The sequence below is a fragment of the Leclercia sp. 1548 genome (assembly GCF_050435045.1).
Lineage (GTDB): Bacteria > Pseudomonadota > Gammaproteobacteria > Enterobacterales > Enterobacteriaceae > Enterobacter > Enterobacter adecarboxylatus.
In genome coordinates this window covers 74,616-87,481 of record NZ_JBNDJP010000010.1, presented here as the reverse complement: position 1 = coordinate 87,481, position 12,866 = coordinate 74,616, and the positions used below count along the sequence as shown (strand labels likewise).

Below are 12,866 nucleotides of genomic sequence, written 5' to 3'. Positions count from 1 at the left end.
CTATACTGATTCACAGACCATGCTGCCCAGCCGGGTGGCCATATTCCTTAATTCGCTCTTGAGCGTGGAGAATTGAAATGCGACATCCTTTAGTGATGGGTAACTGGAAACTGAACGGCAGCCGCCACATGGTAAACGAGCTGGTAGCTAACCTGCGTAAAGAGCTGTCTGGTGTGACTGGCTGTGCTGTTGCGATCGCTCCGCCGGACATGTACCTGGATATGGCTAAACACGCCGCTGACGGCAGCCACATCGTTCTGGGTGCACAGAACGTTGACGTTAACCTGTCTGGCGCGTTCACCGGTGAAACCTCCGCTGAAATGCTGAAAGATATCGGCGCGAAATACATCATCATTGGCCACTCTGAGCGTCGTACCTACCACAAAGAGTCCGACGAGTTCATCGCTAAGAAATTCGCTGTGCTGAAAGAGCAGGGTCTGATCCCAGTGCTGTGCATCGGTGAAACCGAAGCCGAAAACGAAGCGGGCAAAACGGAAGAAGTGTGCGCACGTCAGATCGACGCCGTGCTGACCACTCAGGGCGCAGCAGCGTTCGAAGGCGCGGTTATCGCTTACGAGCCAGTATGGGCGATCGGTACCGGCAAATCTGCAACCCCTGCGCAGGCTCAGGCGGTTCACAAATTCATCCGTGACCACATTGCGAAAGCAGACGCGAAAGTGGCTGAGCAAGTGATCATCCAGTACGGCGGTTCCGTAAACGCAGCGAACGCAGCTGAGCTGTTCACCCAGCCGGACATCGATGGCGCGCTGGTTGGCGGCGCATCCCTGAAAGCAGACGCTTTCGCGGTGATCGTCAAAGCGGCAGAAGCAGCTAAAAAGGCGTAAAACCCTTCTCCCTCTCCCCCCGGGGAGAGGGAAATTATAATTTCCCCAGCACGCTAAACCACAGATAATCCAGCGGCAGCAGCACCAGATACGTTGCCACCGCCAGCGCCAGACAGAGCAACATTCCCGCCCGCGCAGGCACCCTCCCCAGCCCCATCGCCACCACAATTGGCGACGCCTGATACGGCAGCAGCGGCGTGGAGTACCCCAGCACCTGAATCATAATCACCGACAACAGCGGAAAGCCGGTGGCGTCCGAGAAGCTTTGCGCCAGGGTGGTGTACAGCGCCGGAACACCGTTGGCGGTCATGATGAAGTTCAGCGCGGTAGTGATTCCGGTCAGCGCCAGGAAACTGGTGAACGGCGCATCGGCATCCAGCGGCATCACCTGCATCAGTGCCTCACCCATCGCATTCCCGATCCCGGTCTGGGTCACGGTGATCGCCAGCCCGAGAATACCTGCCACGTAAATACAGGTGCGCATGTTCACGCCAGCGGAGAACTCATCGCCGGTGATAAAACCGATCCGCGGCAGCATCACCACAATTGACGCCGCAAGCCCGGTCCACGCTGGACCAATGCCGTGCCAGCTCTCCGTCACCCACATCACCAGCACGACCGCCAGCAGCCAGGCGAGGCGCTTTTCATCGCGGTCCATCGGTGCCGGTGGCGTAAGATCGCGGGGTGGTTTCGGCGCACCGGGGAACAGCCAGCAGATCAGGCCGATCAGAATCAACCCCTTGAGAATGCCCAGTACCGGCGTATGCAGCAGCAGGTAAAGGACATAGTTAAGATGAATACCGTACGAGCCTTCCGCCGCACCGCTCATCACCAGATTAGGCACATTGGCCGGGAGGATGGTGGCGGACAGCTGGAAGGTGCCAAATCCCACCGCCAGCGCCAGCCCAAACCATGCCCGGGAGCCGTCGGCAATGCCGGCCCGCTTCGCCATCGCCGCCACAATCGGCATCAGTAGCGCGATGCGCCCCATATTAGAAGGCATCACAAACGCCAGCGCATAGGTAAGCAGCACCACGCTGGCTACCATCAGCGGCCAGGAGTCGGTCAGCCTGGCGGAAAGCGCCCGCGCCGCCCTGTCTGCCAGCCCGGTTTTGCGGATCGCGACGCCCAGCACAAACCCGCTGAACACCAGCCAGAAGGCGGAGGAGGCAAAGCCGCCGAAAATGACCTCCGGCGGCGCAATTTTGGCGATCATCGCGGCGGTAAAAAACAGCAGCGCGGTCAGGAACTCCGGCAGCAGCGAGGTCGCCCAGAGGATGATGGTGACGACGATAATCAGCGAGGGCAGAAACAGTGGGTGAGTGAACCAGATCGACATGCCTGTCTCCTGTAGAATTTTTCAGCAAGTCTAAGGCGGCAGGCAGCGCGAGTAAACGCTATTTATGGTAGGGATCATGCAGGATATCGCATTGATGATCCTGCAATTCCTCAGCGGACGCGAGGTTAAGCGCCAAAAGATTGCGCTCGGTCGCCAGCAGGACAAACGAGCCGTCTGACTGCTGGGCCATCGCCATCCCGTATCGTCCCATATGCTTGCGCGCATCGGGAACCTCTTCAGCCAGCATCATGAACGGGCTGCGCTTCACCAGCTCCGCTTCCGTTACCCGACGCGCCAGATACTCGTGCCCTTCCAGCCCGCCCGGAAACGGTCGCCACTGGGTGCCCACCTGAGCCTGGTGCGCATTCAGTTTTTCGCGCACGTCCGGGCGCAGGCAGGAGATATGGATATGCAGATGATTTTGCGTGCGTCCGAGCCGCGAATTAATGGTCAGCGACACGGCGCTATTGGGGATTTCCGCGCCATGCTTCATGCGCATAAACCCGCGCGCCTGCCATGCCAGCCAGAAGAAGTTGGGGGTATGCGCCTTCGTCAGCAGCGGGCTTTCGCTGCCATTGATCCGGTACGTTGGCATCAGCAAATATTGCAGCGGGCCGTTGCGATCCTTGAAGACCACGTAGCCTGCATCGGGCTTCACCTGGACACAGGGAGCGGGATTGCGGTGTTGCAGCTGTCCGGGCAGACACTGATCAAGAACAATATGGCGTAACGCATCAGGATGACCGACAGACTTTAGCCAGACAACGACGATGACCATCGTCACCACCACCAGCGCCAGGAGGAGTAAAGCCGCTTTTTTCATGATGCGTTCCCTGTATTCGATTCAATCAGAAGCGTAACGCACTTTGATGACAAACAAAAAAGCCCGACAGTATGATGCTGTCGGGCTTGCAAACACTATGGCTAATTAACGCTTGCTGATCTGATCGAAAGTCCCGCCATTAGCGAAGTGATCTTTTTGCGCTTTGGTCCAGCCGCCGAATACTTCATCGATGGTGAACAGCTTCAGTTTCGGGAACTCCTTCTCATATTTCTTCGCCACCGCTTCATCACGTGGACGGTAGAAATTCTTCGCGGCAATCTCCTGGCCTTCCGGGGTGTAAAGGTACTTCAGGTAGGCTTCCGCCACGGCCTGGGTGCCTTTCTTATTCGTCACTTTATCGACTACAGAGACGGTTGGCTCAGCCAGAATCGATTCGCTTGGGGTGACGATTTCAAACTTGTCTTTACCCAGCTCGTTAGTTGCCAGCAGCGCTTCGTTTTCCCACGCAATCAGCACATCGCCAATGCCACGTTCAACGAAAGTATTGGTTGAACCGCGCGCGCCGGAGTCCAGCACTTCAACGTTTTTAAACAGCGACTTCACGAAATCCTGGGCTTTAGCCTGGTCGCCATTATTGTGGTGCAGGGCGTAGCCCCAGGCTGCCAGATAGTTCCAGCGAGCGCCGCCAGAACTTTTCGGGTTCGGGGTGATCACCGACACGCCCGGCTTAACCAGGTCGTTCCAGTCGTGGATCTGTTTCGGGTTGCCCTTACGTACGAGGAAAACGATGGTGGAGGTGTATGGCGCAGAGTTGTCCGGCAGACGTTTGATCCAGTTTTTATCGATACGACCGCGTTCCGCGATAGCGTCCACGTCATAGGCCAGGGCCAGCGTCACCACATCGGCTTCGATACCGTTAATGACCGAGGTCGCCTGCTTACCGGAGCCGCCGTGCGACTGACGGATCACCACGTTGTCGCCGGTTTCCTGCTTCCAGTGTGCGGCAAACGCTTTGTTGTACTGCTCGTACAGTTCACGCGTCGGATCGTAAGACACGTTCAGCAGCTGGATATCCTTTGCCAGAACGCTGGTCGAAGCCAGCAATAAAGTTAACCCCACGCCCCATTTGTTCATTGTCCCACTCTCTTGAAGTTGTGTTTAATGGTTGCAGCGTGCCAGAAAGCTGACCAATGATTAAAGAATAAAAAAAGATTGGCTATAACGTAGAGGAATAAAAATCAGGCAATAGACGTTAAAAAGCCGGGTGGTGGCTAAACCTACCCGGCCTGGAGTCACGGTGTGGGCTGATGTCCTCAACCCGGCAACGATCGGCTGATTAATACAGCTTTTTCGCGCAATCCATCCAGTCACCTTTAAACGGACGCTTCATGTTTTCGATAGCGTCAATGATGTCGTGGTGAACCAGTTTTTCGTTCTGAATGCCGACGCAACGGCCGCCAAAGCCCTGCTGCAGCAGTTCAATCGCGTACGCACCCATACGGGAGGCCAGAATACGGTCGTAAGGACCCGGGGAGCCGCCGCGCTGGATGTGGCCGAGAACGGTCGCGCGGGTTTCGCGTTTGGTCTCGGTTTCGATGTATTTCGCCAGCTCGTCAACGTCACAGATGTGCTCGGTGATTGCCACGATGGCGTGTTTCTTACCTTTCGCGATACCGGCTTTGATTTCGTTAACCAAATCTTCACGGCTGAATTCCACTTCTGGAACCACCACGAACTCACAGCCGCCCGCAATCGCCGCCGCCAGAGTCAGGTCGCCACAGTAGCGGCCCATCACTTCAACGATGGAAATACGCTGGTGAGAAGAAGAGGTGTCGCGCAGGCGGTCAATGGCTTCAACCACGGTGCCCAGAGCAGTGAAGTAACCGATGGTGTAGTCAGTACCTTTGATGTCGTTGTCGATGGTGCCTGGCAGGCCAATGCACGGGAAGCCCATTTCGGTCAGGCGTTTTGCACCCATATAGGAACCGTCACCACCGATAACCACCAGCGCGTCGAGGCCGCGTTTTTTCATGTTCTCGATAGCCACTTCACGGATGCGTTCGTCACGGAATTCCGGGAAACGTGCGGAACCCAGGAAGGTACCGCCGCGGTTAATCATGTCGGAAACACTGTAGCGATCGAGCTGCACCATGCGATCTTCATACAGGCCCAGATAACCGTCATAGATACCAAAAACTTCCAGACCTTCCGTCAACGCAGCACGAACTACACCGCGAATTGCTGCGTTCATGCCGGGCGCATCACCGCCGCTTGTCAACACACCGATTTTCTTAATCATGACTACCTCTGAACTTAGGAATGCAAAAATGAAATCTGTTGCCGGAAGACTTCTGACGACCAACGAATACTGCAAATAGTATATCAATCACTTCCAGCTGAATTGATTCAGGTCAGGCCATATGGCGGTTATTTTTCCACAAAATGCTAGCCTGGTTCACTTTTTTACAACGAATTACGAAAGCTCAAATGTCCATTGCCTGGCTTAGGTACGACTGAGCAGGGATCCTGGTGAATAATGACATCTGACCCCGGGAAACGCTGCAAAATCGCCTGCTCAACCTGCTCAGCCACCAGATGTGCCTGAACCAGCGGCAGGTTATCTTCCATTTCTAAATGAATCTGAATAAAGCGGGTCGGCCCTGACTGCCGCGTGCGAAGATCGTGAGCGCCACTGACGCCTGGCCAGGAGGTCACAATTTCGAAGATTTCATGCCGTTCTGCGTCTGGCAATGCGCGATCGAGCAGTGATTGCACCGCATCGTACCCCATGCGCAACGCACTGTATAAAATATAAAAGCCAATCCCTAACGCAAATAGCGCATCGGCCCGGTGCCAGCCATACCAGGCCAGACCGAGCGCGATCAGGATCGCGCCGTTCATCATAACATCAGACTGATAATGAAGCATATCGGCCCGTATCGCCTGACTTTGCGTTTTACGCACAACCCAGCGCTGGAACGTTACAAGAACCAATGTGCTTATAAGCGCTATTACCGTCACCACCACGCCCACGCCGGGATCTTTCATTGGCGTCGGGGTAAACAGGTGCTGAATGCCGGTCAAAAAGAGAAACAGCGCCGAACCGGAAATAAACATGCTTTGCGCCAGCGCCGCCAGCGACTCCGCTTTGCCGTGGCCAAAGGTATGCTCTTCATCCGCTGGCTGCAGCGAGTAACGCACGACCAACAGGTTAGTGAGCGAGGCGGCAATATCGACCAGCGAATCGACTAGCGCTGCCAGAATACTGACGGAACCGGTGTACCACCACGCGAAAATTTTAATGATTAACAGGCACGACGCCATGATCGTCGCAGCAAGTGCGGCCCGGCTTACCAGCCGTCCATAGGATTGATTCATAAACACTCCTGTCACGCTATGCCGCTAGTATAACGGATGCAGGGGCGTCAATAAGATGAATAAACGGTTAACGAAATTTAATGACGGGCAAAAAAAACCCCCACATCATGTGGGGGAAGACAGGGATGGTGTCTATGGCAAGGAAAACAGGGTTACTGGTTACTACGGGTATTGCTACTAAAAAGCGTCGATTCAGCGTTCTTCTGCATCCGTGCAACCTCGCGCAACTGATCCATACGTTGCTGGTGTTTCTGGTTCAAAACCGCTTGCTGCTCGGGCGTTAGCAGGTGAAACATCTGGTTGCGGACCTTAGCCATTTCGACCTGTCGGGCAACCTGTTCCTGCGCCATTTTGTTGGCCTGAGCGCGCACAGCGTTTTCATCAAAATTTTCTGCGGTGACAAGGCGATGCATTGTCTCCATTTCGCTAACATTAACAGGGGGCTGATCATGACGAGCCCGCTGCATGAGATCTCGCATCTGCTGACGCTGATGTTCGGTTAAACTTATGCCGTCGAACATATGGCCCTGGGCACTCTGCTGCGCGATGCCCTCCACTGAGAGACGGTTATCGCCGGTGATGACTCCAGCAGCCTGGCTAAATGCACTAAACGCCAGCGTTGAGGCCATGACAGCAGCGGTAACTTTGCGCATCACTTACTCCCAAAATCTTTCGTGTCGCGATTCAACGAGAGACAGTCTACGATTCAGGCTGCAAACATGCGTCAGGGGGTGTAAAACAACGTAAAGTCATGGATTAGATAGCCTTGATGACGTAATTTCTGCCTCGGAGGTATTTAAACAATGAATAAAATCCTGTTAGTTGATGATGACCGAGAGCTGACATCCCTTTTAAAGGAGTTGCTCGACATGGAAGGCTTTGACGTGTCGGTAGCCCACGACGGGGAGCAGGCGCTGAGTCAACTCGACGATAGCATCGACTTGCTTTTGCTCGACGTCATGATGCCGAAGAAGAACGGTATCGACACCCTTAAAGAGCTGCGCCAGACGCACCAGACCCCAGTAATTATGCTGACCGCGCGCGGTAGCGAACTCGATCGTGTACTTGGCCTTGAGCTGGGGGCCGATGACTATCTGCCTAAACCGTTTAACGACCGTGAGCTGGTGGCACGTATTCGGGCGATCCTGCGCCGTTCCCACTGGAGCGAGCAGCAGCAAAACACCGACAGCGGTTCGCCAACCCTTGAAGTCGACTCCCTGAGCCTGAATCCAGGCCGCCAGGAAGCCAGCTTCGACGGCCAGGCGCTGGAACTCACCGGCACCGAATTCACGCTGCTTTATCTGCTGGCGCAGCATCTGGGCCAGGTGGTATCGCGTGAGCATCTGAGCCAGGAAGTGCTGGGTAAACGCCTGACGCCGTTCGACCGGGCAATTGATATGCACATCTCCAACCTGCGCCGCAAATTACCGGAGCGCAAGGATGGTCATCCGTGGTTTAAAACCCTGCGTGGACGCGGCTATCTGATGGTGTCCGCTTCATGATAGGCAGCTTAACCGCCCGCATCTTCGCCATCTTCTGGCTGACGCTGGCACTGGTTTTAATGCTGGTTTTGATGTTACCCAAACTCGACTCACGCCAGATGACGGAGCTTCTTGATAGCGAGCAACGTCAGGGTGTGATGATCGAGCAGCACGTAGAAGCAGAGCTGGCCATCGATCCGCCCAATGATTTGATGTGGTGGCGCAGACTGTTTCGCGCTATCGAAAAATGGGCGCCGCCGGGACAACGCTTGCTGCTGGTGACCAGCGAAGGCCGCGTAATCGGGGCAGACCGCAATGAAATGCAAATTATCCGCAACTTCATTGGCCAGGCGGATAACGCCGATCATCCGCAAAAGAAAAAATATGGTCGGGTAGAGATGGTAGGGCCATTCTCCGTCAATGACGGGGAAGATAACTATCAGCTCTACCTGATTCGCCCGGCGAGCAACTCCCAGTCCGATTTTATCAACCTGCTATTTGACCGCCCGCTGCTGCTGCTGATTGTTACCATGCTGGTGAGTTCACCGCTGCTGCTGTGGCTGGCGTGGAGCCTGGCGAAACCCGCACGTAAGTTAAAAAACGCCGCGGATGAAGTGGCGCAGGGCAACCTGCGACAGCACCCGGAGCTGGAAGCCGGGCCACAGGAGTTCCTGGCGGCAGGGGCCAGCTTCAACCAGATGGTGGCGGCGCTCGAGCGGATGATGACCACCCAGCAGCGTCTGCTCTCTGATATTTCTCATGAGCTGCGCACCCCGCTGACGCGTCTGCAACTGGGCACCGCCCTGCTGCGCCGCCGTAGCGGAGAGAGCAAAGAGCTGGAGCGTATCGAAACCGAAGCGCATCGTCTGGACAGCATGATCAATGACCTGTTGGTCATGTCCCGCAATCAGCAGAAAAACGCGCTGGTCAGCGAGACGGTGAAAGCCAACCACCTGTGGCACGAGGTGCTGGATAACGCGGCATTCGAAGCGGAGCAGATGGGAAAATCCTTTACCGTCAACTTCCCGCCAGGCCCATGGCCGCTGTACGGTAACCCCAACACGCTGGAAAGCGCGCTGGAGAATATTGTACGTAACGCCCTGCGCTATTCGCATACCAAAATCGAGGTGGCGTTCTCGGTGGACAAAGACGGCATCACCATCAACGTTGATGACGATGGCCCTGGCGTCAGCCCGGAAGATCGCGAGCAGATTTTCCGTCCGTTCTACCGTACCGACGAGGCGCGTGACCGTGAGTCCGGCGGCACCGGGCTGGGTCTGGCGATTGTCGAAACCGCGATGCAGCAGCACCGTGGCTGGGTGAAAGCCGATGACAGTCCGCTGGGCGGCTTGCGGTTAACGCTCTGGCTACCGTTGCACAAGCGTTCTTAGTTTTACGCTGACTCTATGTTGCAAGCCCGGTAAGCGCAGCGCTACCGGGCAGTAACAGGCGCAGAGGCAAAAAGCCGGGTGGAGACTCCGTTTTACCCAGCTTACTTCCCCCACAATCTCCGTGAATTATCTTCGATCTTGTTGCTAAGTCGCCGCTTCTGCATAGTTCTGGTCCAGCTGGTGGATAGCCCCGCCGCCGACAGCAGACGGTGATATTGCTCATCATCAAACGGCATATGCCAGGCGATAGCACAGGCGTCATACACCGACACATCGCTCAGGCGAGAGACCAGCGTCAGCGGCGCATCCGTTTCGACCTTCCCTGCTAAAATCACCCGATACAGCCAGCCGGTTTTCCCGGCATTTTGCATCTGCGTAGCGATATCGCTGATACCGAAGTGGAAGTTGAGCTTGAAGCAGGGAGACCGCGGCTGGGTGACCTGGATCAAGGCCTCGCCCCAGCGAAAGATATCCCCGATAAAGACGTTCTTCTCGGTCAGTCCTTCGGTTGACAGGTTTTCGCCAAATGCCGGGGCGACAAAAAGCCCGGCCTGGTCAGGGTATTCGCTGGCCCAGAATGCATAGTGCTCGCGTGGATAGTGGCACAGCGCCCGATCCGGCCCGCCGTGGATTTTCTTCTCCGCCTGCTCATCGCCCACCAGCCCTTTTTCGGTGAGGGAGAGTTCGCCGTCAACCTGCAGTTTGGCAATCGCGCTCGGGCGGCTGCCTTCGTAATCCTTTATTTTTCCGATAAATACGTTAACGGGATGATTCATCGCGGCTCCTTACGCAGATTGTGGGTATAAAAAAAGCGAGTCATCAGACTCGCTTCTCACAGACGGCTTTGCAACCTTATTTTTTAGCGGCGAAACGTGCTGCTGCTTCGTCCCAGTTCACCACGTCCCAGAAGGCTTTGATGTAGTCCGGGCGACGGTTCTGGAATTTCAGGTAGTAAGCGTGTTCCCACACGTCCAGACCCACGATTGGGAAACCGGATGCGCCAGAGATAGCTTCACCCATCAGCGGGGAGTCCTGGTTAGCAGTGGAAACCACAGCCAGTTTGTCGCCTTTCAGTACCAGCCACGCCCAGCCAGAGCCGAAACGGGTAGCAGCGGCTTTTTCAAACTCAGCTTTGAAGGTATCAACGGAGCCGAAGTCGCGCTCGATAGCGGCTTTCAGGTCGCCCTGCAGGGTGGTGCCGGTTTTCAGGCCTTTCCAGAAGAAGCTGTGGTTAGCGTGGCCGCCAGCGTTGTTACGCAGAACGGTTTTCTTGTCAGCTGGCAGTTGATCCAGTTTGGTGATCAGCTCTTCAGCAGGCAGGCTAGCGAATTCTGGCAGGCTTTCCAGCGCCGCATTGGCGTTGTTAACGTAAGTCTGGTGGTGTTTGGTGTGATGGATCTCCATCGTCTGCTTGTCGAAATGCGGCTCAAGGGCGTCGTAAGCGTACGGCAGGGATGGCAGGGTATAGCTCATAATCATCTCCATTATTGTCGGGCGGCAAACGTGTTAATGCCGCGTAAGCAGTTGGTTCATTATAGTTAATTAAATGATATTGAAAATGTTTATCAATGCCGTAGTTTTAATAAGGTTATAACTTTTCGTTATGTGACTGATCTGGCGGGGCGTGCGGTGATGCGCAGGGGGGAGCAAACAATCTATTACGCGGCGTTATGGCTGCGGTGTCGCCACTGAACCGGGGTCATCCCCACTTCACGGTTAAACACCACCGAAAAATAGTTACTGTCCTCAAAGCCGCACTGCATGGCGACTTCGCTGACCAGCAGCTCGGTATGTTGCAGCAAATACTGCGCATGGCAGATTCGCAGTTGGCGCAGGTAGTGGTTTACCGTCATGCCGGTCTGGGTGCGGAACTGCTGGCGCAGGGCACGCTCGCTGCACTGCTCCTGCTCGCAAAACTTTTCCAGCACAAAGCTGCGGTTCAGGCTGCCCGCCAGGGCGGTGATCAGCTTATCCAGCAGTGCTTCCGGCTCGCTGGCGGCCGGGTTATCCGGGGCGTAACGGTAGCGTTTGAGCATGATCGTCAGCTGTGCAAACAGCAGCTCGGCCATATCGAATGCGTGGGGATCGGTCTTCAGGCTCTCCTGCTCCAGTTGCGTAATCACCGGGCGCACCTGCGTCATGCCGTTGCTGCCCAGCCGCCAGTGCGGGGTGTTGCCCGCTTTGAGGAAACCAGGGATGTTGGCCGCCCAGTCGACGTTGAGCTTCAGTCGGTCGGGGCAGTAGATGATGTTCTGAAGTACCAGGTCGTTGACCGAGGCGTAGGAGTGTTTGTCTTCCGCACGGATGTAAAACAGGTCGCCCCGGGTGATGCGGTAAGGGCGATCGTTGAGGACATGCAGGCCATTACCGCGCCACACCAGCACCAGTTCGCCAAAATCGTGAGTATGTTCGGCAAAGACATTTTGCGGATAGCGGTCCGCCACCGCGACGGCCTGCGCGGTGGAGGCAAAAAAATCAGCTCTGCGAAGAATCAACTGTCCGGCCACATCACAACCTCAACGGTGAATAACCTGACATTATTACCCGCTTTGCGGCAGTAAAACGGTGATTTTCCTCGCGTTACTGAAGCATCGCATCCCGGCCCTGGCGAATGTCGCGCGGGGACCAGTCAAATTCCCGGCGAAACAGGGTCGAAAAGTGGTTACTGTCGCCAAAACCGCAGCGATAGGCGATATCGGTAACGCTCTCGTCGGTATGGCGCAGCAGATGGCGCGCTTTGATTAAGCGCAGCCGGTTGAGATAACGCTGGGGCGTCAGCCCGGTATGCTGCTTCAGCTGGCGATGCAGCGTGCGCAGCGACAGGGAAAAGTTATCTGCCAGCGTCTCCCAGCAGACATCTTCGGCGAAGTGATCTTCCAGCCACGCCATCAACTGGTTGAGCCGCGCGTCGTTATCCGCCGCCCCGTCCACCAGACTGCCACGACGCAGCAACACCAGCAGCTGCATAAACAGGATCTCGCGGCTGGCGAGGGCGTGGGTAGTCTGCCCCTCTTCGGACTGCTCCATCTGGCTGACCAGCTGGCGCACCTGCTGTAGCGTGGCCTGGTTTACCCGCCAGTGCGACGGATAGTGGCCGTCCTGCTCCTGAGGCAGCAGTTGGTTCAGCCCCGACAAAAACTGGAACGCTTCCGGGGAGCGATACAGCACGTTGGTCAGGCACAGGTTATCGGTGTGTTCATACATATGCCGATCATGGTCGCGCACAAAGCACACCGTGCCGCCGCTGATGGTATAAGGCTGCCCGTTGAAAACATGGATACCCGTACCGTGCTCCACGATCACAATCTCATGAAAATCATGATGATGCTCTGGAAACGCAGCCTGGGGCAGCCGCGGCTCAATCGCCACAGGCGAGTGGCCTGAAGGGAAAAAATCCACGCTGTGCAGTACGGTCATAACGGGTCACCAGATGATAAAAGTTCTCAAAATAGTAATTTAGGGTTTCCCGGCTGACCTTAAATTTTCGACAGCAAATGGCGCAAAGCCTGTCGCTTTTTCAAGAAAAGGCGGGAAAGATCTGGAAATGCGCCCACCGTCACATCCCCTGAGAGCCGCGCTATTAGCGGAAAATGTGAACTTCCTCACGTTCATCTTTGCTTTCTTGCCAGCGCCTGAAATGCGCTGTCA

The 12,866-nt window shown here is 55.8% G+C and carries 13 protein-coding genes; 3 read left to right on the top strand and 10 right to left on the bottom strand.

The genetic code is table 11. The features are described 5' to 3' along the window. The first annotated feature begins 77 nt into the window (after window positions 1–77). Window positions 78–845 (top strand): triose-phosphate isomerase, encoded by a 768-nt coding sequence (gene tpiA, locus ABIE02_RS21350; RefSeq protein ID WP_336995138.1) that lies wholly within the window; start codon window positions 78–80, stop codon window positions 843–845. 34 nt (window positions 846–879) lie between these two features. On the opposite strand, the gene ABIE02_RS21345 is transcribed toward tpiA, so the two are convergent. The 6 genes from ABIE02_RS21345 to cpxP form a co-directional block, all read right to left on the bottom strand. Further along, complete coding sequence (locus tag ABIE02_RS21345; RefSeq protein WP_336995137.1) at window positions 880–2,184, bottom strand: SLC13 family permease; 1,305 nt, start codon at window positions 2,182–2,184, stop codon at window positions 880–882. 58 nt (window positions 2,185–2,242) lie between these two features. Continuing rightward, the gene (locus ABIE02_RS21340) at window positions 2,243–3,007 is read right to left on the bottom strand and encodes a CDP-diacylglycerol diphosphatase (RefSeq protein ID WP_336995136.1); all 765 of its coding nucleotides are present in this window, start codon (window positions 3,005–3,007) and stop codon (window positions 2,243–2,245) included. 105 nt (window positions 3,008–3,112) lie between these two features. Continuing rightward, complete coding sequence (locus ABIE02_RS21335) at window positions 3,113–4,102, bottom strand: sulfate ABC transporter substrate-binding protein (RefSeq protein WP_032615306.1); 990 nt, start codon at window positions 4,100–4,102, stop codon at window positions 3,113–3,115. Window positions 4,103–4,304: 202 nt separating this feature from the next. Further along, on the bottom strand, window positions 4,305–5,267 hold the full coding sequence (gene pfkA, locus ABIE02_RS21330) for a 6-phosphofructokinase (RefSeq protein ID WP_032615307.1): 963 nt from the start codon (window positions 5,265–5,267) through the stop codon (window positions 4,305–4,307). Between the two features lie 164 nt (window positions 5,268–5,431). Beyond that, on the bottom strand, window positions 5,432–6,346 hold the full coding sequence (gene fieF / locus ABIE02_RS21325) for a CDF family cation-efflux transporter FieF (RefSeq protein ID WP_032615309.1): 915 nt from the start codon (window positions 6,344–6,346) through the stop codon (window positions 5,432–5,434). A 152-nt stretch (window positions 6,347–6,498) separates the two neighbouring features. Continuing rightward, window positions 6,499–6,999: a cell-envelope stress modulator CpxP gene (gene cpxP, locus ABIE02_RS21320; RefSeq protein WP_032615311.1), complete on the bottom strand. Its 501-nt coding sequence runs from the start codon at window positions 6,997–6,999 to the stop codon at window positions 6,499–6,501. 150 nt (window positions 7,000–7,149) lie between these two features. Between cpxP and cpxR the strand changes: the two genes are divergently transcribed. After that, window positions 7,150–7,848: an envelope stress response regulator transcription factor CpxR gene (gene cpxR / locus ABIE02_RS21315; RefSeq protein WP_032615313.1), complete on the top strand. Its 699-nt coding sequence runs from the start codon at window positions 7,150–7,152 to the stop codon at window positions 7,846–7,848. Continuing rightward, window positions 7,845–9,218: an envelope stress sensor histidine kinase CpxA gene (gene cpxA / locus ABIE02_RS21310; RefSeq protein WP_032615315.1), complete on the top strand. Its 1,374-nt coding sequence runs from the start codon at window positions 7,845–7,847 to the stop codon at window positions 9,216–9,218. The genes cpxR and cpxA overlap by 4 nt, the downstream gene beginning before the upstream one ends. A 101-nt stretch (window positions 9,219–9,319) precedes the next feature. On the opposite strand, the gene yiiM is transcribed toward cpxA, so the two are convergent. The 4 genes from yiiM to rhaS form a co-directional block, all read right to left on the bottom strand. After that, window positions 9,320–9,994: a 6-hydroxyaminopurine reductase gene (yiiM, locus tag ABIE02_RS21305; protein WP_059306950.1), complete on the bottom strand. Its 675-nt coding sequence runs from the start codon at window positions 9,992–9,994 to the stop codon at window positions 9,320–9,322. A gap of 76 nt (window positions 9,995–10,070) precedes the next feature. Next, entirely contained in the window at window positions 10,071–10,691 is a 621-nt protein-coding gene (gene sodA, locus ABIE02_RS21300) for a superoxide dismutase [Mn] (RefSeq protein WP_164541155.1), read from the bottom strand. A 185-nt stretch (window positions 10,692–10,876) separates the two neighbouring features. Beyond that, on the bottom strand, window positions 10,877–11,725 hold the full coding sequence (gene rhaR, locus ABIE02_RS21295) for an HTH-type transcriptional activator RhaR (protein ID WP_032615321.1): 849 nt from the start codon (window positions 11,723–11,725) through the stop codon (window positions 10,877–10,879). A 73-nt stretch (window positions 11,726–11,798) separates the two neighbouring features. Beyond that, a complete protein-coding gene (gene rhaS / locus ABIE02_RS21290; protein WP_032615322.1) occupies window positions 11,799–12,635 on the bottom strand; it encodes an HTH-type transcriptional activator RhaS in 837 nt (278 codons plus the stop codon). Window positions 12,636–12,866: the final 231 nt, after the last annotated feature.